Annotated in this window: 27 protein-coding genes and 1 tRNA gene; 9 read left to right on the forward strand and 19 right to left on the reverse strand. The window is 61.0% G+C overall.

The genetic code is table 11. The features are described 5' to 3' along the window. Positions 1–37: 37 nt before the first annotated feature. Together NW848_RS13760 and NW848_RS13765 are read right to left on the reverse strand one after the other, a co-directional pair. Entirely contained in the window at positions 38–1,276 is a 1,239-nt protein-coding gene (locus NW848_RS13760; protein ID WP_414511310.1) for a serpin family protein, read from the reverse strand. Between the two features lie 93 nt (positions 1,277–1,369). Then, the gene (locus tag NW848_RS13765; protein ID WP_414511311.1) at positions 1,370–2,287 is read right to left on the reverse strand and encodes a DNA adenine methylase; all 918 of its coding nucleotides are present in this window, start codon (positions 2,285–2,287) and stop codon (positions 1,370–1,372) included. A gap of 280 nt (positions 2,288–2,567) precedes the next feature. Here NW848_RS13765 and NW848_RS13770 point away from each other — a divergent pair, with 280 nt between their 5' ends. Further along, positions 2,568–2,930, forward strand: a complete 363-nt coding sequence (locus NW848_RS13770; protein WP_414511312.1) for a type II secretion system protein — start codon at positions 2,568–2,570, stop codon at positions 2,928–2,930. 1 nt (position 2,931) lies between these two features. On the opposite strand, the gene NW848_RS13775 is transcribed toward NW848_RS13770, so the two are convergent. Continuing rightward, entirely contained in the window at positions 2,932–3,645 is a 714-nt protein-coding gene (locus tag NW848_RS13775) for a rhomboid family intramembrane serine protease (protein WP_414511313.1), read from the reverse strand. Positions 3,646–3,731: 86 nt separating this feature from the next. Between NW848_RS13775 and gap the strand changes: the two genes are divergently transcribed. Together gap and NW848_RS13785 are read left to right on the forward strand one after the other, a co-directional pair. After that, the gene (gap, locus tag NW848_RS13780) at positions 3,732–4,745 is read left to right on the forward strand and encodes a type I glyceraldehyde-3-phosphate dehydrogenase (protein WP_414511314.1); all 1,014 of its coding nucleotides are present in this window, start codon (positions 3,732–3,734) and stop codon (positions 4,743–4,745) included. Next, complete coding sequence (locus tag NW848_RS13785) at positions 4,670–6,196, forward strand: ArnT family glycosyltransferase (RefSeq protein ID WP_414511315.1); 1,527 nt, start codon at positions 4,670–4,672, stop codon at positions 6,194–6,196. The genes gap and NW848_RS13785 overlap by 76 nt, the downstream gene beginning before the upstream one ends. Positions 6,197–6,205: 9 nt before the next feature. Here NW848_RS13785 and NW848_RS13790 read toward each other — a convergent pair whose 3' ends face one another. Beyond that, positions 6,206–6,412, reverse strand: coding sequence for a ribbon-helix-helix domain-containing protein (locus NW848_RS13790; RefSeq protein ID WP_414511316.1), 207 nt, complete (start codon positions 6,410–6,412; stop codon positions 6,206–6,208). A 115-nt stretch (positions 6,413–6,527) separates the two neighbouring features. Here NW848_RS13790 and fliL point away from each other — a divergent pair, with 115 nt between their 5' ends. Further along, positions 6,528–7,007, forward strand: coding sequence for a flagellar basal body-associated protein FliL (gene fliL, locus NW848_RS13795; RefSeq protein WP_414511317.1), 480 nt, complete (start codon positions 6,528–6,530; stop codon positions 7,005–7,007). On the opposite strand, the gene NW848_RS13800 is transcribed toward fliL, so the two are convergent. Then, on the reverse strand, positions 6,994–8,307 hold the full coding sequence (locus NW848_RS13800) for a hypothetical protein (RefSeq protein WP_414511318.1): 1,314 nt from the start codon (positions 8,305–8,307) through the stop codon (positions 6,994–6,996). The two genes, fliL and NW848_RS13800, sit on opposite strands and share 14 nt — an antisense overlap. A gap of 103 nt (positions 8,308–8,410) precedes the next feature. Here NW848_RS13800 and NW848_RS13805 point away from each other — a divergent pair, with 103 nt between their 5' ends. After that, positions 8,411–9,478, forward strand: a complete 1,068-nt coding sequence (locus NW848_RS13805; protein ID WP_414511319.1) for a 6-phosphofructokinase — start codon at positions 8,411–8,413, stop codon at positions 9,476–9,478. Here the strand turns inward: NW848_RS13805 and NW848_RS13810 are convergent. The 8 genes from NW848_RS13810 to NW848_RS13845 all read right to left on the reverse strand — a co-directional run bounded on the left by NW848_RS13810 (position 9,449) and on the right by NW848_RS13845 (position 17,033). Next, positions 9,449–10,105, reverse strand: a complete 657-nt coding sequence (locus tag NW848_RS13810; RefSeq protein ID WP_414511320.1) for an HD-GYP domain-containing protein — start codon at positions 10,103–10,105, stop codon at positions 9,449–9,451. The genes NW848_RS13805 and NW848_RS13810 overlap by 30 nt on opposite strands. A 1-nt stretch (position 10,106) precedes the next feature. Then, a complete protein-coding gene (locus tag NW848_RS13815) occupies positions 10,107–11,417 on the reverse strand; it encodes an HD-GYP domain-containing protein (protein ID WP_414511321.1) in 1,311 nt (436 codons plus the stop codon). Between the two features lie 266 nt (positions 11,418–11,683). Next, the gene (locus NW848_RS13820; protein ID WP_414511322.1) at positions 11,684–12,400 is read right to left on the reverse strand and encodes a hypothetical protein; all 717 of its coding nucleotides are present in this window, start codon (positions 12,398–12,400) and stop codon (positions 11,684–11,686) included. 162 nt (positions 12,401–12,562) lie between these two features. After that, positions 12,563–13,009, reverse strand: a complete 447-nt coding sequence (locus tag NW848_RS13825; RefSeq protein ID WP_414511323.1) for a hypothetical protein — start codon at positions 13,007–13,009, stop codon at positions 12,563–12,565. Between the two features lie 45 nt (positions 13,010–13,054). Then, positions 13,055–13,237, reverse strand: coding sequence for a DUF433 domain-containing protein (locus NW848_RS13830; protein WP_414511324.1), 183 nt, complete (start codon positions 13,235–13,237; stop codon positions 13,055–13,057). Between the two features lie 83 nt (positions 13,238–13,320). Beyond that, positions 13,321–14,313, reverse strand: coding sequence for a YgfZ/GcvT domain-containing protein (locus NW848_RS13835; RefSeq protein ID WP_414511325.1), 993 nt, complete (start codon positions 14,311–14,313; stop codon positions 13,321–13,323). Further along, positions 14,310–14,897 carry a cob(I)yrinic acid a,c-diamide adenosyltransferase gene (locus NW848_RS13840; RefSeq protein ID WP_414511326.1) on the reverse strand — a complete coding sequence of 196 codons (588 nt, stop codon included), beginning with the start codon at positions 14,895–14,897 and terminating at the stop codon, positions 14,310–14,312. The genes NW848_RS13835 and NW848_RS13840 overlap by 4 nt, the downstream gene beginning before the upstream one ends. 162 nt (positions 14,898–15,059) lie before the next feature. Further along, positions 15,060–17,033: a tetratricopeptide repeat protein gene (locus NW848_RS13845; RefSeq protein WP_414511327.1), complete on the reverse strand. Its 1,974-nt coding sequence runs from the start codon at positions 17,031–17,033 to the stop codon at positions 15,060–15,062. Between the two features lie 94 nt (positions 17,034–17,127). Here NW848_RS13845 and NW848_RS13850 point away from each other — a divergent pair, with 94 nt between their 5' ends. Continuing rightward, the gene (locus NW848_RS13850) at positions 17,128–18,333 is read left to right on the forward strand and encodes a YeaH/YhbH family protein (protein ID WP_414511328.1); all 1,206 of its coding nucleotides are present in this window, start codon (positions 17,128–17,130) and stop codon (positions 18,331–18,333) included. Between the two features lie 15 nt (positions 18,334–18,348). Here NW848_RS13850 and NW848_RS13855 read toward each other — a convergent pair whose 3' ends face one another. Beyond that, positions 18,349–19,308, reverse strand: coding sequence for a DUF1385 domain-containing protein (locus tag NW848_RS13855; protein ID WP_414511329.1), 960 nt, complete (start codon positions 19,306–19,308; stop codon positions 18,349–18,351). Continuing rightward, complete coding sequence (rpmE, locus tag NW848_RS13860) at positions 19,305–19,523, reverse strand: 50S ribosomal protein L31 (protein WP_414511330.1); 219 nt, start codon at positions 19,521–19,523, stop codon at positions 19,305–19,307. The genes NW848_RS13855 and rpmE overlap by 4 nt, the downstream gene beginning before the upstream one ends. An 88-nt stretch (positions 19,524–19,611) precedes the next feature. Between rpmE and NW848_RS13865 the strand changes: the two genes are divergently transcribed. Beyond that, positions 19,612–20,286 carry a matrixin family metalloprotease gene (locus tag NW848_RS13865; RefSeq protein WP_414511331.1) on the forward strand — a complete coding sequence of 225 codons (675 nt, stop codon included), beginning with the start codon at positions 19,612–19,614 and terminating at the stop codon, positions 20,284–20,286. A gap of 3 nt (positions 20,287–20,289) precedes the next feature. Here the strand turns inward: NW848_RS13865 and NW848_RS13870 are convergent, their stop codons facing one another. From NW848_RS13870 to ndk, 4 genes are read right to left on the reverse strand one after another with little or no spacing between them, the layout of a single operon-like run. Beyond that, positions 20,290–21,093: a mechanosensitive ion channel family protein gene (locus NW848_RS13870; RefSeq protein ID WP_414511332.1), complete on the reverse strand. Its 804-nt coding sequence runs from the start codon at positions 21,091–21,093 to the stop codon at positions 20,290–20,292. Between the two features lie 23 nt (positions 21,094–21,116). After that, a complete protein-coding gene (locus NW848_RS13875; protein WP_414511333.1) occupies positions 21,117–22,502 on the reverse strand; it encodes a VanW family protein in 1,386 nt (461 codons plus the stop codon). A 27-nt stretch (positions 22,503–22,529) separates the two neighbouring features. Continuing rightward, entirely contained in the window at positions 22,530–23,582 is a 1,053-nt protein-coding gene (locus NW848_RS13880) for a dipeptide epimerase (protein WP_414511334.1), read from the reverse strand. A 57-nt stretch (positions 23,583–23,639) separates the two neighbouring features. Beyond that, the gene (ndk, locus tag NW848_RS13885; protein WP_414511335.1) at positions 23,640–24,065 is read right to left on the reverse strand and encodes a nucleoside-diphosphate kinase; all 426 of its coding nucleotides are present in this window, start codon (positions 24,063–24,065) and stop codon (positions 23,640–23,642) included. 99 nt (positions 24,066–24,164) lie between these two features. On the opposite strand from ndk, the gene NW848_RS13890 reads away from it, so the two are divergent. Both NW848_RS13890 and NW848_RS13895 read left to right on the forward strand, forming a co-directional pair. Further along, positions 24,165–25,805, forward strand: coding sequence for a DUF1573 domain-containing protein (locus NW848_RS13890; RefSeq protein ID WP_414511336.1), 1,641 nt, complete (start codon positions 24,165–24,167; stop codon positions 25,803–25,805). A gap of 64 nt (positions 25,806–25,869) precedes the next feature. Beyond that, positions 25,870–25,946 (forward strand) — tRNA-Glu (locus NW848_RS13895). The last annotated feature ends 225 nt before the right edge of the window (positions 25,947–26,171 follow it).

Genomic DNA, 26,171 nt, shown 5'->3' on the forward strand with positions numbered 1-26,171 from the left:
CGGAGGTCATCCCCCTCTGCACGCCAGAGAGAACACTCTACGGCTCCCGCACGATGCCCAGAAACAGCACCGTGCCCGTCGGCTGATGCACAATCGCGAACAGGAACGGACGATCCACCACGAGGTTGAACTGGTCTACGGGCACGGAGGTCACGCCGACGGTAATGCCCGTTGCGGCGGCGGCTTTCGTGCCCTCTTCGTCTACCTCCACCACTGCCTTCTGAATCGCCTTCTGGATGAACAGCCGTTCGGGCGCTACATCGGCGATTCGGCTGAAGTCGGCGCGGTCGGGGTCAAACGCAACGCCCATCCCCAGCGCCGTGAGCGGCGGCTTGAGGTCGTACTTCGCTTCTACCTTGAAGCGCGGCATCTGCAGACTGCCCTGCTCCACGCGGAACGCTCCGAGCCACTTCGCCCAGTTATCGGGGGTCAGTTGCTTGCGTAAGTCAGCGACTGTGCGCCCCTTGTTAGGCAGAAACAGGTAAAAGCGGTAGTCGCCCTTGCCATAAGGCAGCGCAACCGCCTCGAAGCCGTCCCCCTTGTAGTACGGCAGCCGTTCCGACAACCGCATCATCGGCACCTGCTTCGTCTTGCCGTTTTCCAAGTAAAATGGCGCGTCGCTGGTCGCGTCCTTCGGGAACGGGAACTGCCAGCTGCCCTCAAAGTAAAGCGTGTTCACCAGTGCAAGGCGCGTCCGCTCATCGAAGTCGCCCGCTTGGAAGAGCTTCTCGATAAGCCCCTGCGTCTGCTCTTTGACCCAAGCGTTAATCGCGTCGGCAGTAGCTTCGGGTTTCAGGAAGTCCACCGTCTCCGTGCGCGCCTCGTAGTGCGTCAGCAACGCACGCAGAAAGTCGGGCTTCAGCGGGAAGCCCTGCTGCACCCACAGCCCGTTCGCCATGTGGATGGTGATGCTCTTGTCGGCGGGGGTGAGCAAGCGGTTGAGGGCGCGTGCTTGAGCATTGATGGTGTCCAGTTTCTGCTCCGTGTAGCCAAGCGTCTTGGCGATGGAGTCGTAGGTGTCGCCGTCCGCGCCGTTCAGCGTCATGCTCAACGCGAGCGCGAGCGACAGGGGCGAAAAGCACAGATTGTTCCCAGCTGCGGGGTCGTCCAGTTGCTGGAGCATCGTCAGGGCGAACTGTGTGTTCGCCGCGTGTGTTTCGGGACTGATTTGCACGGGTTGGGTTGCCTCCTTGGGCGGTTTCGGGCTGGCGTCGCCGCCGCAGCCGCTCAGCAGCGCCGCCGCCACACCGCACAGCAGAATCGTTGCACGCATCATCGGTTCCTCCTGCCGTGTTAGACGAGCGGGTAGGGAAGAGAGTACCCATACCCCTCTGGCTTTTACGCAAAGGACGGCTTCGCCGAACTGGTGTCAAAACAACGACCCCTGCGCCGCTTGAACAGAACAGGGTGAAACGAGCGTATCCTCCATACACGCAAAGTCGGGATGGATGATAAGCGCTTCGCGTATCCAGTTCCGATTCTTCTCCTCCGCGCCAACATGATAAAAATGCTCATAAACCTTCACCACATGAGACTGGCTGAGATAGTAAACTATCATGTTCTGACGATACGGATTCTCCAACCACATCGAGAGTGCATAGCCGCACTGAAGCCGCTTCAGAATCTCCAGCAAATGGTGCGTATCTTCTGTATCCCACTGATTGTAGTAATCCGCATGCCTGCCCTCGTAGGGTGGGTCTAAGTAGGCAAAGTCGCTCGGCGTTGCCTCACTGAGTGTCTGCTCCCAGTGCGCCACCCGAAACTCCCACTCATGCGTCTGCAACAGCTGGTAGACCCAACGCACCTGATTGACGATCTTAGAGATATACGCAGGGCTGAATCGCTCGGGCTTTCTGCAGAAAGGTACATTCAGTTCGCCCTGCCGATTGAATCGCACCAATCCGTTGAAGCCCGCACGATTGAGAAACAGGAAGTCTAAAGGATTCTGTTCGCGGTTGAATCGCTCCCGAATAGCGTAGTAGTGCGCCTCGCCTTCACGCACCAATCGCCTTCCTTCCTCAGTGAGAAATTCGCGCACAACTTGGGGGGTTATCTCGTTTCTCTGAATGGCTTGGTAGAAACGAATGATATGCGGGTTGATATCCGCCAACAGCGCCCGACGCGGCTTAAGATTGAACGCGACTACTCCAGAGCCGAGAAAAGGCTCAATCCATCGACCCTCGCCCTGCCATCGAATAGAACGCGCGATAAATGGAACCAGCTTCGTCTTGATTCCTTGACACTTTATGGGCGGGACTCGTACCTTTCCTGTGCCATTCCACCTCATGGTGCGCCTCCTGACCCTTTGATTTGCAGATACTCTTGCAAACTTGAGTATGGTGGTTTCTCAAGCGGAAGGGGATACAGTCGCTTCCCCCGATCAACGATACCGCGTGCGTTCCATCGCCCGTCTGGCGACTGTAGAACTTGCTTGAATACGGGCAGACGCTCCTGCAGACGAGCAAGCAGAGTGTCTTCTGGACGCTCCATCGCCCATAGTTTACCTCGAGCAGGCTCGGCTGTCCGCGCGTGCGAAGATCTTGAGGAACTGGAGTATAATTCACATCGTGCGTCTTGTCGGGATACTGGTCTCTATCGCGATATTGGGCGTGCTGATGGTGGTGTGGCTGTATTACGGTACGGGCGGCGCATCGGGCAATGGCGCGTCCAACCCTGCTGCCCCGCCGCCTGCCAGTCGCGTCGGCGAGGTGCGCCAAGCCGCCGAAAGCGTCGAATGCCGCAACAACCTTAGCCAAATCCGCGCCGCCATCCAGATGCGCACGACCACCGACGAGACCTATCCCGCCAGCCTCAACGAACTGGGACTGCCCGCCAGCATGCTGATATGCCCCGTCTCCAGGCAACCCTACCAGTACGACCCCACCACAGGACAGGTGCGCTGCACCACGCCTGGACACATGCGCTACTGAATCACCACTCGTCGTAATACCAGTGCCGTCGCCCGCGCAGAATGCGCGCCGCGCCGCCGAGCAACTTGATGGTAATGAACCCCGCCACGAAACCGCCAATATGCGCCAGATACGCCACCCCAGGATTGTAGACCAGAAACTGAGACACGAACCAAACAATTAGGAAGAAGATAGCAGGCACTTCCACGAAGGTGATAATCACGAACCACAGCACGCAGTCGATTCGCGCGTGTGGAAATAGTAGTAGATACGCGCCCATCACGCCTGCGATTGCCCCGCTTGCGCCCACCACAGGAATCGGCGACGCCCAGTTGAACACCACATGCGAAAGCGCGGCTGCCACCCCCCAAATCAGATACAACAGCAGGTACCGAAAGTGCCCCAGCGCGTCCTCCACATTGTTGCCGAAAATCCACAGCGACCACATGTTGCCGAGAATGTGCAGAAAGCCGCCGTGCAAAAACATGCTGGTCAGAATCGTCAGCCACGGATGGACGACAGGCTCCGCGCGGATGCCATGCTGCATCTCCAGTTGCATCCGCACCAGCGGGTTCACATCCGCCCCCGTGATTTCGGCGGGGATGGCGGCGTACACATAGGTGATGCGCGGGTCTACGACCTGCATGATGTAGACCAGCACATTCACCACGATTAGCCCCACCGTCACGAACGGGAAACTGTGCGATGGGTTGTGGTCGCGTATCGGCAATAACACGAGGACATTATTCCCTGTCGGGCGCGTCTCTCCTGCCAGCCTCCCCGCAAAATTCAGGTACACTACTGCCGTTCTGGGAGGAGACTATGCCTATTCGAATAGGAATCAACGGCTTTGGGCGCATCGGACGGATGACCCTGCGAGCGATTCGCAAGCATTACCCCAACGACTTCGATGTGGTCGCCATCAACGACTTGACCGACGCGCACAGCAACGCGCACCTGTTCAAGTACGACACGACCTACGGTACATACTCAGGCGAAGTGAAGGCAGAGGAGAACGCGATTATCGTCGACGGCGACCGCATCCGCGTGTTCGCCGAGAAAGACCCTGCGGCGATTCCGTGGGGCGATGTCGGCGCGGATATTGTGATTGAGTCGACGGGCGTGTTCACCGACGGGCAGAAGGCGGCGGCGCACCTGCGCGGCGGCGCGAAAAAGGTCATCATCACCGCCCCCGCCACCAACGAGGACATCACCATCGTCATGGGCGTCAATCACGAGGCGTACAACCCCAGCCAGCACCATGTGATTTCGAACGCCTCCTGCACCACGAACTGCCTCGCGCCTGTAAGCAAGGTTTTGCACGAGGCGTTCGGCATCGAACACGGCATTATGACCACCGTCCACGCCTACACAAACGACCAGCGCATCCAAGACCAGATTCACAAAGACCTGCGTCGGGCGCGCGCGGCGGCGGCGAACATCATCCCGACCTCCACGGGCGCGGCGAAGGCGATTCACCTCGTGCTGCCCGAACTCAAGGGGCGCATGCACGGGATTGCGCTGCGCGTGCCGACGCTGACCGTCTCGATTGTAGACCTCACTGTCACGCTCTCGCGCGAGGCGACCGCTGAAGCCGTCAACGAGGCGTTTCGCCAAGCCTCTGAAGGCGCGCTACGGGGCATTCTCGGCGTGACGGACGAGCCGCTGGTGTCGATGGACTTTCGCGGCGACGAGCGCAGCGCGATTGTCGACCTGCCCTCGACGCTGGTGATGGGCGGGCGGCTGGCGAAAGTGATGGCGTGGTACGACAACGAGTGGGGCTACTCATGCCGCGTCGCCGACCTCGCGAAATACCTCGCCAGCAAGGGCTACTAACCCCCTCGTGGCTGGGCTATGCGCCGTGGGTCGTGCTGGCGGCGCATAGCCTGCTGGCGATTGCCTACAACCTCGCGACTCCTTTCGGCAACAACGGCTACCCGAACACCCCCGACGAAGGCGCACATTTCCAGTATGTGGCGTATGCCGCGCGGGAGTGGCGACTGCCGAAGTTCGAGGGCTACGCGGGCGTCGGCTACGAGGCGCACCAGCCGCCGCTGTATTACTTCCTTGCGGCAGTGGTCTACGCCCTCACGGGCGGCGAGGGCAAGGCGGTGCGGCTGCTCTCGACGCTCTGCAGCGCAGGTGTGGTGTGGCTGGTGTGGCTGACGCTGCGTCGGCTCGCGCCTGAACGCCCGCTGCTCGCGCTGACAGGCATGGGCTTCGCGGCGTTCTTGCCGATGCACATCGCCATCGGCAGCGCAGTCGGCAACGACGCGCTGACCAACCTGCTGTTTGCAGCGGTGTTGTATGCGCTGCTAACCAACCTGCACAACGCAACAGCGTCAACTACCGCGCCAGAAAATTCGAACCCCCTCCTTAAGGTTCCCCCTGCGGGCAGGGGGAACCGCGCCGATTCGGTTCCCCCCGCAAAGCGGGAGGAACCTGAAAAGCGGGACACTCACGCCTCGGTTCCCCTCGCGAAGCGGGGGGAACCCAGCCCCCACTCGGTTCCCCTCGCGAAGCGGGGGGAACCTGCAGGAGGGGGGCGTCTATATCAACTATTCCTACTCCCCATCCTCACAGGGCTAACCCTTCTAACCAAAGCGACAGGCATCCTGCTCATCCCGATTATGCTACTCGGTACCCTTCTGTGGGGATGGCTGCGATTCAGGGATTGGGTTCGGGGATTGGGTATGGGGTTTCTCGCGCTCCTGCTCACTTTGAGTATCAGCAGCTGGTGGCTTGTGCGCAACTATATTCTGTATGACGACCCGCTGCTGCAGCGCACCTTCCTAGAGGTGTTCGCAGGCACGGCGAAGGCGCAGGACTTCCTCGATCAGGGGATGACTTGGGGACAGTACGCGCAGTTGGTAGCGGACTGGACTTTTCGCAGTTTCTGGTTTGCCTACGGTGTGCCCGACACGGCGCACACAGGCTTGCCGAACTTCCTGCCGAGCAGCGTCTATTTCGGGCTGGGCGCGCTGACGCTGGGCGCGATGGTCGGCTTTGCATTGCGCCTGCGCGAGCCGTCGCCTCTGTGGGCGCGGGTGTGGCTGCTGCTGGCGGGGCTGTGCCTGCTGCTGACGCTGGTCAGTTTCGTGCTGTTTGTGCGCGTCTTTTTCCAGACGCAGGGACGCTACTTCTACCCCGCGCTGCTGCCCATCAGCGTCTTCTGGGCGCTCGGCTGGGAGCGGCTTGTGCCTGAACGCTATCGACCGACTGCGCTGCTGGGGATTACGGGGGTACTGTTGGCGTTGGCATTGGGATGCTTAAGGTACTTAGGCTAAATTCACGGACTATAAGTTGCGATTCTGGCGCAGCTGACGCGCCCATTCGATGTCCTCCAGCTGGAACTGTTCGGTCAGTTGAAGTGGGTAGCGTCGAAAGAACTCCCAGAGCGCCGCGCGCACGGCTTCCTCTTCGCTTGTAAACCAGCCCTCCTGAACCGTCTCACGGAGCAGTTGCGCCAGACGGTCGGGTAACTTAACTTGAAGTGTTGTCATCGAGATCACCTCGCATATTGTACCCACACAGCACTATGTTTGGGGAACGCTGAAATGCAGTTTCAGCCGCTAATGACCGCCTGCAAAATGTGGAATAACCCCTTCGGGGATACCTATGGCTGGCAAGGCGAAGAAATCCGAAGGCGACGGCGGCGGAGGCGTCGGCAAGGGCAAAAGCCCGATGCTGATGATGGTTGTCGTGCTGATTGCGGGGCTGGCGGGCGGCGTGTTCGCAGGCAAAAACTTCCTCGCGCCGAAAGCGCCGCCCCCTCCGAAACCGCCAACCGTCGGCAAGACGCTGGATTTGGGGGAGTTTATCATCAATCTGGGCGACGAACATTACCTCAAAGCGGGAGTCGCGCTCGGTCTCAAAGAGGGCATTGACCCCAAGAAACTGGAGGAGGACACCGCGCCGTTGCGCGACGCCGCGCTGATGGCGTTCTCAGGCAAAACGCGCTCGCAACTGAACTCGCTGGAAGGCAAGCACAAGGTCAAAGAGGAGATTCGCGAGCGCGTGAACGAGGTGCTGGAACACAAGACACACGCGAAAGAGAGCGTGCTGGAGGTCTACTTCACCTCGTTTACGACGCAGTAGGCGTGCGACCGCGCAACAGGTAGGCAATCTCGGCAAGCGCCGCGAGCTGGAACGCCATAACGCCCACCAGTAGCGACGCCTCGACCGACTGCGCGCCCAGCGCCCGCGCCAACAGCACGCCTGCTGCCAGTCCCAGCGCGTTCACCAACAGGTTCACCGCCATCCCCCAGTAGACGACGGCAGTCTGCTTGGCGTATATCCGCACCCCGCGCAGGGTGGAGCCATACGCCGTCAGCGCGGGCAGCAGCAGGCACATCTGGAACCCATACACTACGGGCGACGCCAACTCTGCATTGAGCGCGAGCAGCCGCTCGGTGAACAGCCCCGCCAGTGGGGTGAACGCCAGCAGCGCGAGCGCGAGCGTCGTGCCCAGCGCGACCTTGCCTGTAAAGGCAAACAGCGCGCGCTCCGAGATGCGCTGCTGCAGCGCGGCGACGCTGGCTTCTTGCAGCGCGAAGCCCCAACTGCGCACCGCCAGCAGCGAGCCGAACACCACCTGCCACGCGGCGATTGCCAACTCAGGCTGGGGCAGGCGTGCCAGCGCGGCGGCAGTCAGCGGATGCACCAGCAGCGTCAGCAGCGTCGTGCCCGCCAGCGGTAGGTGAAACCGCCCAATCACGCGCTGAGTAAGCGGCGGCGTCGCCTCGTGATGGGGCAATACACGCTCGCGCAGCACAGGCAGGGTAAATAGCGTCGCAACCGCCGCCTCCACCAGCACGCCCGCCATCACAATCCACGCACCTGCCACCGCGCCTGGCAGCACATTCCACCAGAGTAGCCCCACAGCGACCGCCGTAATCGTCGCCAAACGAATGGCAGTGCCCCAAGTCACGAAGCGCGCGCCGCCATAGCGCACCAGCACGCCTTGCAAAAAGCGTCGCCAGCCAATCGCCGCCGTCCAGAGAAGCATAACCTGCATCGCGCCGCGTCCCGCCTCCGCCACGCGTACAGGCAGTCCCAGCAGGCGCAGCGCAATCAGGTCATACAACGGCGTGAAGGCAATCAGCGCAGTCAGCAGCGTGAGGCTCGTTATCAGCGTCAGCACAAAGCGCAGCACAGCAAAAAACGACTCGCGCCCCTGCACCAGCGCAATCGCCGTCGCCAACAGCATAATCACGGGGCTTTCAATCAGCAGCGACAGCCCCAGCGCAACACCAAAGCCCGCAATCTGCACCGACGGCTCCGCAAAACGCGCCAGTGCCGCGTTCGTCACGGGCGATTCCAACATCATCAGGGTGAAACTCAGCGCCAACGGCAGCCAAAGCCAAAACAGAACGGAGCCTTGCACGCGCGTTTTCATAGACCGCTATAGGATACCGCCTCGCCATGCGCTATAATTAACACGCCAGCGACCATTCGCTGAGACTGCCCCGATCGCACGGGAACATCAGGAGGTTCACAGTATGCGAGTTGGCATTTTGACGGGCGGGGGCGACTGCCCCGGACTCAATCCTGCGATTCGGGGCGCGACGCTGCGCCTAATCCGAGACGGGCATACCCCCATCGGCGTCCTGCAAGGCTGGAAGGGGCTGATTGAGGGCTTGACCGTCCCGCTCACCGAAGAGCGCGTAGATGAGATTATCCGCGAAGGCGGCACGATTCTGGGCACTTCGCGCACGAATCCATTTAAAGACCCAGCCGATGTGCAACGATTGTTGGAAAATATCGAGGATTTCAACTTCGGCGCGATTATTGCGATTGGCGGCGAAGATACGCTGGGCGTCGCCCGACGCTTGTATACCGAGCATGGCGTGCGCGTGGTCGGCGTGCCTAAAACGATGGACAACGACCTGGGCGGCACGGATTTTACTTTCGGCTTCGATAGCGCGGTCTCCGTCGCGGTGGAGGCGATGGATCGGCTGCGCGACACCGCCAAGTCGCACGCGCGAATCATCGTACTGGAGGTGATGGGACGGCACGCAGGCTGGGTTGCGCTGTATGCGGGGATTGGCGGCGGCGCGGACTGGATCCTCATCCCCGAAGTGCCCGTAGACCTGAACGCGATGTGCCACTACCTGCAGCAGGTCTATCACGGCGGCAAGCGCTACGGGCTGGTGGTCGTCTCGGAGGGCGTCGAGTTGCCTTTCGCTGGCTCCGACGAACCGCTCCAGACCGACGAGTTTGGGCACAAGGTGCTTAAAGAGCGCGCTGTCGGCTCGCGCGTCGCCCGCTACATCGAGGAGATTACGGGGATTGAAACGCGCGATGCGGTGATTGGGCACATTCAGCGCGGGGGACCGCCAACCGTGTACGACCGCGTGCTGGCGACGCGCTTGGGGCTCAAAGCGGCAGAACTGGTCAGCACGGGTCAATTCGGAATGCTTGCCGCGCTACACGGGGTGGAGATTGTCGCCGTGCCGCTGGAGGAAGCCCTGCAAGCCCCGAAACTCGTGCCCTACGAGTTGTACGAGGAGGCGCGGCAGATCTTCCAGCGCGCCGTGCTACAACCACAGCGCAGCGGAGCGAGTTAGCGTCTGGACACTGTTCAGCGCGCGCTGGTGAACCTCGCTGAGAATCGCCTGCGTCGCCAGTGGGTGATAACGCGCCCCAGCGCCTTGCTTGAGAACCGACGAGGCGGTGTCGGCATCAGCGCATTCGGCGATGCGAAGCCAATCATCGAGCGCACTTAGAATGTGTGCAGTCAGCGGTGCGTCAGGCTGCTCGCTGTAGACCACATGGTGCAAGCGCACAATCGGCGCGACATGCCACAACCCTGGAATCTGTTCCGTGATTGAGGCGCTGATTTCGGCGTGGCGACCGATGAGTTCGCGTTCCGCAGGTGTGAGCGGCGTCCGTTTGTTCAGCACGGGATACGGGATAGCGACCATCCCGATGTCGCGCAGGTAGACCGCCAGTTCCATGCGACGGCGTTCGTGTAAGGGGATGCCGAGCCGCTGGGCGACTGCGCTGGCGAGTTCCGCCATCGGTTCGGCTTTTCCGTAGCGTCCTTGCGTGCGCAGTTCAATCAGCCGTGCAAAGGCGCGCAGCCCCTCGCACCGCCAGCGATGAATCCGCGCAGGCAATATTACGAATGCGTAATAAGCCAGCGCCGCAAGCGACGCAATCGTGATCCCGAATGCCCACCAAGCGCCTTGCATCTTATGCGCCTGCCTTTGCCTCGCGCTGTTCGCGCCACTCCTGAACGACTTCTTTAAAGACTCGTACCACCTGCGTATCAAACTGCGTGCCTGCGCCGCGCTCCAACTCGGTCAGCGCCTCGTCAAGGCTTAGGGGGCGTCTATGCGGGCGGCGCTGGTTCGGCGCCTCGCCGCCAATCATCGCATCAAAAGCGTCCACCGCCGCAATCACACGCGCCTCCACAGGAATCTGCTCGCTCCTTAGCCCGAAAGGATACCCTGCGCCGTCGGGGCGCTCATGGTGCATCGCAATCCACGGGATAATCGGCGCGAGGAAGGGAGTATCACGCAGAATCTCCGCACCGAGCTGGGGGTGCTTCTTAATCTCCTCCCACTCTTCTGCTGTGAGGCGGGCAGGTTTATTGAGGATGCGCTCGTCCAGCACGGTTTTGCCAAGATCGTGCAGCAGCGCGGCTTCGTAGACCAACTCGCATCGATCGGGAGGTAGCCCCAGCCGTTCCGCGACGCGCCGCGCCCATAGCGACACGCGCTGCAGATGCCCCCCTGTATACGGATGCGCCCGCTGCACCAAAAAGCCCAAGCTGCGAATGGTCTGATGGTAGAGTTCCTGCTGGCGCAGCGCGAGGATGAACGCCTGCCGCAACGCCAAATAGGGCGCGAGGACGCCAAGCAGCCCTACAGCCCCGTAGGCATTCAGCGCTGCCATCGCCAGAAACGAGATAGGTGTCATCAGCAGGATGTCGCGCGGGAGGCTCAGGGTTGTCTGCGCCAGCACCCAGCGCAGGCGCACGCCTTCCGCCAGTGCGACCGTCGCGCTCACCAGCGCCGTGTTGACCAGCATGTAGACGAACAGTCCCAGCACAACCGCGCCAAGGGCTGCCGCGCTTAGCACGCCCGCCTGGGATACATCGAACGGAACCGCCACCAGTCCAACTGCCGACGCACTCAACACACTGTGCGCCGTGTTCACAGCAACCCACTGGAGGCGAACATTTCGTAAATGCGCAGTAACAACCCCTGCCACGAATGAGGTAAGCGCGTCCAACCAGACGCCGAACTGCCAGCCGTAAACGAGAACAACAGCAATCACTATCGGCGTGCTGACGCTCAGCCAGATGCCTCGATCGCTATATTCGGGACGCAGCGGATACCGAATCAGCAGGAGCTCAGCAGTAATTGCCAACGCCACAATCCCAAGCAGGTCTGGCAGCAATCGCTCGTGAATCAGCGGCGTCCCCGTAAGTACCAGCAGCCCTACCGCTAAGACGCCTAAGGCAACAGTCCAGTATTTAATCCGCTCCTGCCAACTCATCGTGTGTTAGTCAAGGGAAGGCAAGGCAAGCTTCCTACCCAGTGTTGGCTCAGCTTACGGTATCTGCACTGTCTGCGACGCGCTTTCCTTGGGTTCATCCCACCGGTTTGGGTAGTAGACCCGTTTCGCGCTGGCAACGGACATCATGGCGACGACCATTGCCATCAGAATGAGCCACCGTTTCATCGACTGTCCCTCCAGTGATTAGAATGGTCCAGCCGCTCATGGTCGCTCCGCTCCTGCTTGCCTTGCCTCTGGAGAGCGCCTCAGGCGCGCCCCAAATCGTTCTCTGGGCTTACCGCTGCTGGTTCGCTCATGTGAGCGACGGCAGTTGCCTCCGCATCGGCTGGGAACGCCGACACGCGCCGATTTACCGCGTCCAGCGTTGCCAGCCCTACCGCGCGCAGGGGATCTTGGCGGATGAGCGCGCTGCCCACTAACAGGTCTTCGCCCTGCTCGCGTACCGCGCTTACCAGCACGATTGCCACAGGGTAGCCGCCGACGGTCGCAGTGGTGGAGACATCCTCCAACCCGAAGCGCTCGCACAGCCCATGCGCCGCTTCCACTGCCCGCAGAGACGCCGCGGCGACCAAGCGCGGAATCTGCGTGCTGGCGCGCACGCCCGACGCCACGCCCCGAAATACCGTGCCGCTACGCTCCAGCAGCACGGCAACCGTAGCGCGCGTGCCCTCATGGGAAATTTGAACATCCAGCCAGCGCAGGCGATTGGGGTCAATTAGCTTCGAGGCGCTCCCCTTTTGGGCAACACTCACCTTCCGATGATCGATATGAATCCCGAAGTGCGTTAGCAGCGCCGACTCCACATCACGCACTGCCTGCTTCGGATTGCGGTCTGCTTCCACCAGCAGGTGAATCTCCTGAATCAGACCGCTTTCATCCGTAACGACTCGTGCGCCGCATACGCCGCGCAGCTCCCTTAGCACACCCTCTATTTGTGTGGCGCTATGTCTGCGTTCTGGCATGACTCCGCCCTCCGCTACGAAACTGACCCTTTTCACCCTCGCGAGTCATGCCTTTAGCAAGGTGTGTCAATTATACTCCCCTTGTCAGCGGACTCCTGCAAGAATTTCGGGGAATTCAGGGGCAAATTCCTGTTAAATAGCCCCTCTCTGCTATGTCAAAGCCTACTGCAGAATGTAGTCCACGATCACCCAGTCGCCGTTTTTGGGCACTAAGTAGATGAAGGCGCTGCCCTGCGCCAAGTAGCACTGCAGGTGGATATCCACGCGCACACCCTCTTTGGCGTTCGGGTGCTTCAAATCAGCGGGGCTTTGAATGACATCTACTAAGGTCACCTTCTCAATCGTACCCCACATCGGCATGCGCTCCTCCAGCACCTTTTTTGGATCGCGTTTCTCTTTGGGTACAGACTCCATATCGAGCAGTTTCGCCGCCTCAGGGAACTGGTTCAAGCGAATATGCTCCATAAAGCGTAAGGCTTTCACCTCGTAGGGCGGGCGGCGCATCTCGCTCACCACAGGCGCAAGCGCCATCGCCGCAAACACCGCCAGCAACGCGATAAACAGAATAAAGACCCAGTGTATCTTCGCCGACTCTCTCCGCGTCCACATACGAATGGATTGTACCTGATTCGCAGTTGAGTGGGCTTGCGATTGTTAATCTTCGTGTTGCGCAGCGTAGGCGAGGACGGCGCGAATCGCTTCGGGCGAGAGAGTCGGATAGCTTTTCAGCAGTTCCTCTTCGCTCACCCCCGCTGCCAGATTGTCCAAAATCACGGCAATCGGGATGCGCGTGCCCTTAATGCGCGGCTGCCCGTGGCAGGTATCGGGCTCGCTCACAATATATTCCCGCCAATCAACCGCAGGATTCGGCATACAACCATTATACCGAGTATGCCCGCAGGCGCGGAATACAGCTCCCCTTATCGTTCCGCAGGGCGCGGTGCGGAGGGCAGCACGGACGCCTCCGCAGATGGCTCGGTCGCAATCTGCAGGCGCGTGTCGGGCGCAGTGTATTCGTTGCGCACGAAGCCCCACGCCAGGATTGCGCCCCCCAGCGCGGGCGATCGCACCGCGCCCGTAATCCAGCCCACATCGGCGCGGTCAGACGCATGTACCGCTGTCCCGCGCGCAGGCAACGCCTCGCCCTGCATCTGCAGCGGAACCCAAGTGCGGTTGGTGTGCCCGCGCGCGTGAATGCGCATCAGCACCTCTTGCCCCACATAGCACCCTTTGGTGTAGCTGATGTGGCGGCTCACGAACGGCTCGCCCATCTCGGCGGCGAGAGTGCGCTCGCTCCAGTCCATGCCTGCCTGCGGGATGCCCGCCTCGTAGCGCAGCACGGTTGCCAGCGCGTCGTCGATGGGCAGGCACGCCGTCGCCACCAACGCCGTCTGAAGCTCCTCCATCACCGCGTAGGGCACCAGCAGGTCTACCCCGCCGAAGCCTGTGCGGTCGTTGCGCACGAGGCGTATCTCCGCCTTTTGCCAGAGGCGCGTATGGTGCGTTAGCGGCTCGCGCGGGGGCGCGTCCAGCCCGACCTCTTCCAGCACCTCGTCCGCCGCGCCGCCCTGCACGCTCAGCAATCCCATCCCTTCCTGCAGGGGCATCAGCACCACATCATCCAAGATGACCGCCTCGCTCAGCCGCGCGGTGATTTCGCCCCAAGTCTCGGCAGGCAACACCAGCAGGAAGCCGTCCTCCGCCTCCAGCACATAGCCGTCTGACAGCAACTGCCCCGTCGGGGTGCAGAACGCGGTGTAGACGCCCTGCCCCTCGCGTAGGTGGCGCAGGTCGTTCGTCGTCTGCCCCTGCAGGAAGCGCAGGCGGTCTGCGCCAAAGAGGCGCACCAGCCCCCAGTCGGTCAGATTTAGCCAGCCTGCGTACTCGGCGACTTGCGCGTAGGTGGCGTTCACGGCGTCTCCTCCTGTGATTTGGCGCGTTTGCGTCGCCAGCCCGGCTCGCCCCACTTCACATCTTCCACGCCCGCGCGGTGGTTGGCGACCCGCGCCATCACGAACAGCAGGTCGCTCAGGCGGTTCAGGTACTTGACAATCGCGGCGTTAATCGTGCTGCTGTGGCTCAGGCGCACCACCTGACGCTCGGCGCGACGGCACACGGTACGCGCCAAGTGCAGGTACGCCGCTGCCTGCGTTCCCCCTGGCAAGATGAACTGGCGCAGCGGGGGCAGCTCCTCCTCGAAACGGTCTATTGCCTCTTCCATCGCCCTGATGTGCCGTTCCTCGATGGTTTGGAACTGGGCGGCGCGTTCGGGCGGCGAGGCTAACTCTGCGCCGATGTCGAACAGTTCGTTCTGAATTCGCTCCAGCAGGGCATCCAGTTCGTGTTGGTCGCGCAGGTAGCCGCGCGCCACGCCCAGCACGGCGTTCAGTTCGTCCACTGTGCCGTAAGCCTCCACGCGCGGGTCATCTTTGGGCACGCGCTGCCCACCAATCAGCCCCGTCTCGCCTGTATCCCCCGTCCGCGTGTAGATGCGCATCGCACAAAGTGTACCCCGCTTTTCATGTCAGACAGCAACTCGCTATCAATCGGCGAGTGAGCGCTTTTTGCGAACCCTCTTCCGCGAGGTTCGCCACGCGCTGAGTGAGTGCGCTGTGTTGTCCTCATCCCCAACCCCTCCTACTCTGTGGGGGAGGGGGTATCATTGCTGCGCAAGCATTTGTTCCGCTTCTTTTAAAAGCCCTTCGATTGTGTCCGTGCGATAACCGCTTTCTACGAGTTCCGTCAAAATTTGCTTCGCTTCGGCGGGGCGGTTTTGTAGGATGCGCAAGCGGCTTAGCGCGACGCCGTACTCAATTTTATTCGGGTCGCGCGCGACGGCGCCTTGAAGATGCCGCTCCGCCAGCTCTAAGTTGCGCTCGTTCATCCAGTAGTGCGCAGCAGCAATCCACTTGTCGGCGCGCTGCAGCTCGTGCAACCCCTGCTCGGCGACGGAGCCTTTCGCGATGGGCAGCAGCGCGTATGCCTTGCGAAACTCGGCTTCAGCCAAGTCCAGCCGCGCCTTTCGCGAGTAGATAAGCCCTAACGCTTGATGCGCCATAAATTGAGGGGGGCGTCCCAACACATGTTCGCGAATGATTCGCTCCGCCTCGTCGTTTGCCCCCTGCTCCGAGAGCATCACCGCTAAGTTGTTCCAGCCGATGATGTTGTGGGGCTCAAGCTCAGTGGCGCGGCGGAATAGGGCAGTGGCTTCGTTGCGGTTGCCCAGTTTGAGCAGGGCGACCCCTTTGTTCACATAGCCCATCCCGCTGCGGGGGGCAACTTGAATTGCCTTTTCAGCATATTCTAACGCTTCTGTGTGGCGTCCCTGCTTATTATAGAGGTCAGACAAGTTACTGTAGCCGATGGGCGAGCGAGGCGAGGCAGCTGCGAGCCACTTCCAGAACGACTCGGAGTCGCGCCAGTTGGGGAGGTTGTAGGCAGTGGTGATGAACAGCGCGACGCCCCACACGGCAACTGCACCCAGAAGGCGGCGCACGGGAGTCTGCGCTGCCGACGCCGATGCGAACATGCCTATCGTCAGCCCCAGCAGGAACAACGCCAAGGGAAAGGTGAGGAACCGCTCTGCCGTGAAGATACCGAATGCCATCTCCAACGGGCGCAGGTTCAGCACGGGCAGTAGCCCCACCAGCCCTGCTGTGAGCAACCACCCCGCCTGGGGGTAGCGTCGCACAGACCAGACAACGCCTGCCACAATCGCCACAGCGAACGCCAGCTGCGCCCACGCCCAACTATCGCTCAGCGGGATGGGCAAATCCGAATGGTGTGCAGCCGTGATGCTGAAAAACGGGAACACCACCAGCCCAACGAGCGTCGTCAGTGTGCGCCCCACCAACAGCAGGTGCTGCAGGGGCGTTCCTATATCGATTTGGACGCTGCTGGATACGGCAGTGAGCAGGTAACCCAGCGCGGCGTACCGAATCGCAAGGTAAACGCCGAGCGCAAGTAGCAGCCCTCCGTACAGAGCGCGTTCTTGACGCAGCAAGCGCATAAGGCTGGCTCGCGAGCGACTGCCCTCCTGTTGGGCAAGTTGCCAGAGCACGATTACGAGCGGCAGGGTCAGCGCCACCTCCTTGCACAAGAGCGCCAGCAGGAACGCCGTCGCCACGCCTGCTACGCGCGCCGCGCCACGCAATCGTCCCTCCAGCCACAACGCCGTTAGCAGAAAGAGCGTCGCCATCAGGTCATACCGCGAAGACACGAACGCCACGCTTTCGACCAGCGCAGGGTGAATGCCGTACAGCGCGCCTGCCAGCAACCCATACCAGCGCCCCCGAAAGAGGCGCACCCCCAGCGCGCTCACCAGCGCGGTATTCAACAGGTGAATCAGCACATTCGCCGCGTGGAATGGCGCAGGTTTGTCACCCCAAAGCCAGATTTGCACCAGTAGGCTACTCAGCGCGAGAGGGCGGAAATAGTTCGGCGAGAAGTCCAGCGGCTGGCGCACCGCCTCCAACCAACGCGATGGCGACCGATAGTCCGCACGCCCGTAGATAATCTGATCGTCGTCCCAAACAAAGCCGAAGCCGAGCGTTGCGGCATAGAGCGCGCCCACCAGAACCAGCACAGCAAGCAACCCTAAGCGCAGTGTCCACTCGGTGCGTTTCTGAAACACCCGATAGTATACACGCAGCGGAGATAGAAATAGGCTCGCCCACGAAAAACTCGCGCGGCAGGGCTGACCGAAAATGGAACTTTCGCCGAAATTCATGGTATCTTATAAGCGGGGGCTGAACACGGTGGAAAACGGCAGACAGGGCTACTGGCTTTCGACCGACTCGTGGGACTTGCACCGCCGAGCCGAGAAGGATCGGCTGCGCCATAACGAGAAGGTCAAAGAGGTCATCAAGCAGAACCTGGGCGAGATTATCGGGCAGCAGGATATTATTACGGCGGAGGACGGCAAAATCATCAAGATCCCCATCCGCGGGCTGGAGCTGCCGCATATTCGCTTCGATCCGCACGGCAAAAAGGGCGTCGGGCAAGGTCCTGGCGGGAGCCAACCAGGCGATGTCATCGGTCGCTCAGGACAACAAGGGCAGGGCGCAGGCAAGCAGGCAGGCACGGAGCCTGGCATCGACTTCTACGAAGCCGAGTTCACCATCGAAGAGCTGGTGCAGATGGTCTTCGAAGACCTGCACCTACCGAACCTGCGCGAGAAGGGCACGAAAGACATCTTGGCAGACCAGATTCGCTTCGATACCATCGCGCGGCGCGGTCCCCAGTCCAATATCGATAAAAAGCGCACGCTTATCAACGCTTGGAAACGCAACGCTATCGAGGGCAAGCCCGGCTGGGAGATTCGCGACGAGGACAAGCGGTTCAAAAGCTGGGAGATTGTGCCCGAAAAACAGCGCAACGCGGTCGTAATTGCGATGCGCGATGTGTCAGGCAGCATGGGCGAGTTCGAGGCATATATCGCGCGCAGCTTTTACTACTGGATGACGCGCTTCCTGCGCACGAAATACACCGCCACCGAGATTGTGTTCATCACCTGCCATACCGAGGCGAGGGAGGTGGACGAACATGCCTTCTTCGCGGCAGGCGATTCAGGCGGCACGCGCCTCTCCGCCGCCTACAAACTCGCGCTCGAAATCATCGAGAAACGCTACAACCCGCGCGAGTGGAACATCTACCCGTTCATGTTCTCCGACGGCTACAACTGGGGCGACCAGGAAGTGGTGGAGTATATGCGCAAGCTGGTGGAATATTCGAACCTCATCGGCTACGGCGAGATTGCCAACGACCTGTGGGGCAGTTCGGGCGGGCTTGCGCCGCTGGGGCAGGCAATCACCGAAGCGTTCCAAGACGACGCGCGCGTGGTGGTGGTCAAAATCACCTCCAAAGAGGATGTGTGGCCCGCACTGAAGCGGTTTTTCAGTAAGCACCCCGAAGTCGCTGCGGCGGAGTGGTGAGCAGAGTCGCTTCCGCTAACTCGTGTTCCCAGCGGCGGATGCCTCAAGCGCAACGCTCTCCGCTGGGGTCAGTCCCTCTTCCAGCTCGCGCACCTTCTGCAGCGCGACGACGGCGACCTCAATCTGGTCGTCGGTTGGCTCGCGCGTGGTCAAATACTGCGTCCACAGCCCAGGCGCCAGCAACACCCGCGCCAGAAACCCGCTCTTGAACATCCCTGCCAACCGAATAATCTCGTAGGTGACGCTGGCGATGAGGGGCAACAGCGCAAGATGCATCGGTATTCGAATATAAGCAGGTGGTCGCCCCAGAAACGCGAATACGAAAATGCTCAGGATTAGCACGAGCAGCACGAAACTGGTGCCGCAGCGGGGGTGCAAGCGCGTTTGGCGGCGTGCTGCCTCCACCGAGACGACGCCTTCCTCCTCCAGCGCGTTGATTGCCTTATGCTCCGCGCCGTGGTATTGGAACACGCGCCGAATGTCGGGCATCAGCCCAATCAGCCCCACATAAAGCAGGAAAATCGCGATGCGCAGCCCCCCATCCACCATGTTCCGCGCGACTGAGCCCCAGCCCTCGCGCGCGAGCCAATCGGTTAGCAGCGTCGGCAGCACGAAGAACAAAAATAGCCCAATCGCGAACCCGCCCAGCGCGGACGCGCCAATTGCAATATCTTGCACGGGCTTGGAAACGGGCTTGATTTCGGGGTCGTGCTGAATCTGCACCTGGCTGGAGAAATGGAGCGACTTGATGCCCAACGCGAGTGCGTCGATGAGCATGAAAATGCCGCGCAGCAGGGGGCGGTTCAGGAATTGAAGTTTGCCGAGAATGGTCTTTTCGATTGGCTCGGCATGCACAATCATTTCGCCGTCGGGCTTGCGGCAGGCGATTACGAAATAGCAAGGGCTGCGCATCATCACGCCCTCGATGACCGCCTGCCCCCCGTAGCGCCAATACGCGGGTCTTTGTGCGTTCATCCGCGATTGCCGTAGTTTTGATACTTCCGCTTGAAGCGCTCCACGCGCCCTTCGGTGTCCACCACGCGGCGCGTGCCCTCCCCTGTGAACGCAGGGTGGCACGCCGCGCATACCTCGACGCGAATCTCCTCTTTGGTCGAGAGCGTCTCAAAACTGTTGCCGCAGGCGCAGCGCACCGTCGCAACGACATACCTTGGATGGATGCCTGTCTTCATCGGTATTGCCTCCAGAGTCGGGGTAAATTATACCATGTGTAGGTTGCTCTTCGAGGAGAGAGTAGCGTTCTGAAACTGGAGGTTAGCCATGCGACGAGTGGTTCGAGACTATTGTATGTTGGCTCTCGCGGCGCTGATGGCTGGCTGCGGGGGCGGCGGCGCAGGGGCGGGTGAGCAGCGCGTTTGTTCCGCTGATACCTTTGTTCCAAACTATGTGCGCCAATTAGACCAACTGCTGTATTGGGAACGCTTCCCCGTGACGGTCTACTTCGAGCGCGACGCTAACTACTCCGATTACTACCGAACATTGGCGTTGCAAGGCTTTGACCAGTGGGTGGAGGCGACAGGCAGCGTGGTGCGTTATCGGGAGGTCAGCGATCCCGACGGGGTGCAAATAAGGGTCTCTTTCAAGCCCGACACGCGCAACGGCAAGACCCATTACACCTACTATCCCAGCAGTGGGCGTCTTGTCAGCGCGAAGGTAGAGATTGGCGTGCTGGGCAGCAACCCCATCGACATCCGCAGCGTTGCTGCACACGAGTTCGGGCACGCGCTCGGAATCGCAGGGCACAGCAAAGACCCTGAAGACATGATGTTCGCAACCTACACCACAGATGTGCCCCTAAAGATTACTCAAAGCGACCTGAACACACTGAAGACGGCTTACTGCAGTTACTTTTTATTAAGTCGCACACGGACAGCGCTGCCCCCAAGCGACGAGACGCCTGTGGAGGCGACGATTGTCTGCGGCTGCGGCGACTAAGATTTAGGCAAGAGGAACCTTTTCCGCTTGCGCGTGTGTGAGCAAGTATTCGCGTAGGGCGTCGGCAAGCGCTTCGCGCTGGGCGGGCGCGACCGCGCCGCGAATTTGGAAAGTGTAGCGCGCGGCATCCAGCGCAAGGGGACCCCGCACCTCCAGCGCGCCGTGAAGGTCGGAGTGTTGAAACGCGGCGCAGGCGTTCTCCAGCCACTGACGCGCCTGCGTTAGCCCATACGCGGCGGCGATACTGACCTCCAAACTAAGCGTTGCCCGACCGCGACTGTGGTTGATCACACGGGTAATACCGCCATTTGCCAGGGTGATGAGCTTGCCTTCGTCGTCGCGGATGCGCGTGATGCGCATCCCCATCGTCTCCACGACGCCGTGAACGCCGTCGATGGTCACCTCGTCGCCCACAGCGAACTGGTCCTCCACAAGGATAAAAAAGCCGCTCAACACATCGCGCACGATTTGCTGCGCGCCAAAGCTGATTGCCAGCCCCGTGATGCCTGCCGTCGCCAGCACGGGTCCCAGATTGACGCCCAGCGCGCCCAGCACGCTCAACACGCCCACGAACAACAGCACATAACTTAGCACATTGTTGAGCAGGATGCCGATTGTGCGGATTTGCGCCTGTCGCCGCTCGGAGACTTCGATTTTGCGGGTCAAGGCGTGCGTGATTAGCGTAATCACACGCCCGCCCAGCCAGCGCGCCGCCAATAATACGATGATAATCAGCGCAATCTGGAGAGCGTTCAGAATAATCGTATTACCATATTGCTCCCAGTATCGTTGGAGTGCAGTTGTCACGGGATAGACTATACCTGATGGGGTCAGTCTTCTGTGTTGGGTGATTCGATGGGGGCTGAAGCGCTCGTGTCGCTTGGGGTATGGGAGGGCGGCATTTGCTTCGTACCGACGGCAATCACGCGCGGTTGGGCGCGGTAGAGGCTGGTCGCGACCCGCTCGCGCTTGACCAATACGCCGTTTTCGTACACTTCGCGCCAGAGAACGACGCGAATCCCTGCGGCACCCTTCTTAATCACTCGCTCCCTGCCTGCGGGCAGGTTCGGGTCGGGCACGCGCTGGATGGGCGGCGACTGTGGGCGGCTGCGCTCGGTTTTCAGGACGACGGTTCGTCCCACGCGCGGCTGACCCAAAATGCGGATAGTGAGCGTCGAGCGTCCCACCTCTGTAGCGATTGCAATTGGGTGGTCAAAGGGATTTTCGATGACCAAATCCAAGCCCGTGTCGGTGACGGTTGCGTCGCGTCCTATTGGCACATAGTCGACGGGGATGGAGTGATTTGCGCGCCGCGCGATTTTCAGCTCGCCGAGCAGCGCCGCGTTGAACAGTGTGGAGGAGACTTGGCAGACCCCGCCGCCAATCCCCTGACGCTTCTCGCCGCGAATGATTACAGGCGCGGGGCGGAAGCCGTTTCGTGCCGTGCGCTTGCCGACCGACTCGTTGTAGGAGAGCCGCTCGCCTGGCAGCAGGATGCGCCCGTCCAGCGCAGCGGCTGCCAGCCGAATGTTGTGGTTGCGCCGCTGCTGATGAGCGGGGAAGCGTGTGGTGTAGCTGCCCATGACCCCCGTGATGGCGCGGGCATGCTCTGTAGAGACGCGCGGTGGCACAGGGGTCAGCACAACCGCGAAAGTGGTCTGCGCAGCGGGTAAATCGCGCAGGGCGTACAACAGGCTGTGGAGGCTGGGTTCAAGGGCGAGCGTCTGCCCATCGTAGCTGGGGACGACCTCCACGGTGCCATTCACGAAGCGCACACTTGCATCGCGCGGGGCGCGCTCTAAGTGGCGGTAGCGCAGAAGCTGCGCCTGAAACAGTTCTGGTATGACTGCCCACTGCGGTTCGACGCGCAGGCGCGGTTTGTCGAATATGCGCTTCCAAAGCGGCACACGCGCCCATGCGTCCAGAACCGCTTGCTGTGTACCTGCGACATCGAGTTCGACGCCCCACTGCTTGAGGCGGGTTCGCTGCGTAGGGGCTTGGGCAACGGCGATGGGCTGCTCGGCAAGCACGGCGCGTAGGGTCTCTAAATGGCGGTGCAGTTGGCTGGGACGCACCCCCGCCAGCGAATAGCCTGCCAGTTGCACCCCGCTGGGGAGTGGCGCGTCGTGGCTCACTGCCCATAACAGCGCGCCCGCGCCCAGCCCCAGACATCCCAGCGCACCGAGCAGCGTCGCGCCAAGCCATCGGCGATCCATAAGTAGCGACCCAATTGTACCTAAACATTACAGCATCGTGCGAAGGCGCACGCCCAGCCCAGGCGCACGGGTGGGAATAACCTTCCCGTCGTGCAGCTCCGCGCCGATGAACGGGTCGTCCAACAGGTTCAAGTGGCTATCCAAATCTAAGTGGTCTGCCAGCGGGGCGATTTGGCTGGCGGCGGTAATCGCAAGACTGCTGTCGGAGTAGCAGCCGTACATAACCTGCAGCCCCAACGCCCGCGCGGTATGTACCATGCGCAGGGCTTCGCTTAGCCCGCCACACTTCATCAACTTGATATTGACGCCATGCACGCGGTCGGCAAGGCGCGCCACATCGTGCGAGTCGAAGCAGCTCTCGTCGACGAAAATCGGCAGCGGCGACTCGCGATGTAGATGTGGGAGGTCGTCTTCCGCGCCGCGTGGCAGAGGCTGTTCGACATATTCTACGCCGCGCGCTGCCAGCCAGCGGCACATCGTGAGCGCGTCTTGCAGGCTCCAGCCGCCGTTGGCGTCCACGCGCAGCGCGACGCCTTGAGGCGCAACCTGCCGAATTGCCTCAAACATCGCTTGGTCTGCCTCGATGCCTGCAGGGTTGCCCAGCTTGATTTTAAGCGCGCGGGCGTGGGTGAGTTCCAGCCAATCGCGGGTGCGCTGCTGTGCAACTTCAGGCGGGTTGATGCCAATCGTCACGGAGGTCGGCGCGACTGCCTCGCGCGACAGCCCTAACATTTGCCAGAGGGCAAGCCCTGTGCGCTTGCCGAGCCAGTCCCACAGCGCGAGATCGATCGCGGCGCGGGCAGCGGAGCCAATACCCGCCTCCCGCAGGGTTTGCTCGACGCGCGCACGCTCCAACGGGTGGAGCGGCTCCAGCAACGGGCGCGCCCGCGCGAGATGTTCGAGAATCTGCTCCGTGCTTTGCCGAAAATCGCCGATGCCGAACGGCGACGCCTCGCCCCAGCCCTCGATGCCATCGGCTTCTATACGCGCCCACACATTGACCGTCTGCGCAGTCGTGCCGCGACTGATAGTGAGCGGGAATCGCTTATTGACCGTGAAGGTTGCCCACGCGAGCTGCATGGGATTTCGATTCGGCGGGCGCGTGAGGTTTCCTGCCCGTGTGCGCCCGCCCAGCCGTTAGCCGACCAGCTCCTCAGGTGTGAACCACAGGTTCAGCTCGTATGCCGCCGCTTCAGGGTCGGACGAGCCGTGAATAATGTTTTGTTCGATATCGAGCCCGAAGTCGCCGCGAATGGTCCCAGGCGCGGCGTTCGCTGGGTTCGTCGCACCCATCATCTGACGGGTAATCTCTATCGCGTTCGGACACTCCAGCACCATCGCGACCACAGGACCAGAAGTGATAAAATTCACCACACTTTCGAAAAAGGGCTTGTCGCGATGCACGGCGTAGTGTTTCTCGGCAAGTTCGCGTGTGGGGCGCACCATCTTCAGCCCAACGATTCGGATACCACGCCGTTCAAAACGCTGAATAATTTCTCCAACTAACCCGCGGCGTACGCCGTCGGGCTTGACGAAAATCAAAGTGCGTGCGGTCTGACTCATAAACGCCTCCTTAGCTTACTCCCTAAATGTCGCGATGCGACGGGGGGAATTATACCTATGGGGGCGATTTGGGCTATAATATATGCGGAGGGTATGCGTATGCAGAAATCGCTTACCGTGTTGTTGCTGACGGGGTTTAGTCTCGTCGCGTGGGCGCAGAACCCCCCGAAAGCGCCTACGCTTCCAGAGAATGTCGCGAAGCTGGAGCATGACCAGCTCGTTCAAGCAATCAACTTGCTTTCTAAGGGCAACTTTGCAGAAGCGGAGAAGTTAGTAAAGCCGTTGGCGATACCCGCCGCCATTCGCGTCTACGGCAGCTGGGCGACCATTCCGATTGACCTGCGCGAGGGGTTCCGCCAAGCGGCAATGGAGGCGGTTCAGCACTGGAATACGGCTTTGGGCGGTAATCCCCGCATCGAGTGGACGGATGACGAACGCGCCGCCGATGTGCAGATTGTGTTCGAAGAGGATGTCGCCGAGATTACGGCGGGGCAGTTCCGCCTGATGCATGGGAAGGCGCGACTCCTCCTGCCGCCGAATCAGGGCGACCGTCGGCGCGTGCGCGCACGGATTGCTACCTACATCCCCTATACCGAAATGCCCCAGTCCCCCAAAGCGGTGGCGCACTTGGTGGGGCAGGCGATTGGCACTTACTTGGGACTGGGCGAAAGCCAAAAGGACACCGACCTAATGGGTCCTGTGTGGAACTCGGAAGACCTGCCGACCGCGCCCACCCGCGAGGAGGTGGAGCGTGTGCGCGCACTGAGCCAGACGCGCGCAACGCTTGTGGACTACATCGCGCGCCGAGTCGCCGTTTACTTGCCCAAGCCGAAGATAGTGATTGAGCCGATGGAGTACGACTTCGGCGAAATCATGCAGGGCGCCGTGGTTAAACACACTTTCGTCGTCAAGAACATGGGCGATGCGCCGCTGGAAATCGTGGCGCGCCCCAGTTGCGGCTGCGTCACCCCATACTACGACAAGGTGATTGAACCTGGCAAGGAGGGTAAAATCGAGGCGGAACTGCGCTCGGCAGGTTTTCGCGGCGCACAAATTAAGACCATCCAAGTCACCAGCAACGACCCCGACACCCCGAACCTCACTCTGCGCTTGACCACCACAATCCGTGTCGCCATCGAGGTCAAGCCCAGCGAGCAGATTCCCATTACCCTAAAGACCGACGAACCTACCGTACAGGAGGTAGAGATTGTCTCCAGCACCAACGAGCCGCTGGAGGTGCAAGAGGTGCGCGTGAATGTGCCCTTCGCCCGCGCCGAAGCCCAAAAAATCGACGACAAGCGCACGAAGGTGATTATCACTGTCAGCCCCGACGCGCCGCCAGGGCGCAACACCATTTTGGCGACGGCGCGCACTAACTCTACCGCAATGCCGCAAGTGAACATCGTGCTGAACTACGAGAAGGGCATCGTCGTAACGCCAACCACCGTCTTCTTCGGCGCGATTAACTCGGCGACGCCGCTGCCTGTGGAGCGCGTGGTCACCGTCAGCCGCGGCGACAAGGGCTTCCAAATCAAAAAGTTCGAGGTGGATGACCCGAATGTCGAGGTGCGGCACGAGGCGACCCAAGACGGCAAGCAGCACCGTTTCATCCTGCGCTATAAAGGCGGCTGGCAACCAGGCACAGTGCGCAAAAACCTGATTATCGAGACCGACGATCCCGAGCAATCCACGCTGCGGGTGTCGTTGATGGCGAATGTGCTGTCGGCGAGTATTAACTAAGCTCATCGGGCGCGTACCCCTTGACACGGGCGCGCCCGATAGGGTATCATACAGTGCGTTAGGTGGCCCCATGGTCTAGCGGTCGAGGACGCCTGGTTCTCAGCCAGGAGGACGGGGGTTCGAATCCCCCTGGGGTCACCAATAACAAAGCTAATCCCCTTACTACTCATCACGGCACGACGGTCTTTGCCCTATCCTGACCCGCCTGGTAAGGTATACCTCTATCCGCCAGTAGGAACCCAACCTGACGCGGCGAACGGGTACGCCCGTGCGCGTACTCATGCTGTCGTGGGAGTACCCCCCGCGCATTGTGGCTGATAAGGGTACATCGGTCAGGTACAAAAAAAGTGCCGCTTGGGGTAAATT

The organism is Synechococcus sp. RC10A2, assembly GCF_047502605.1.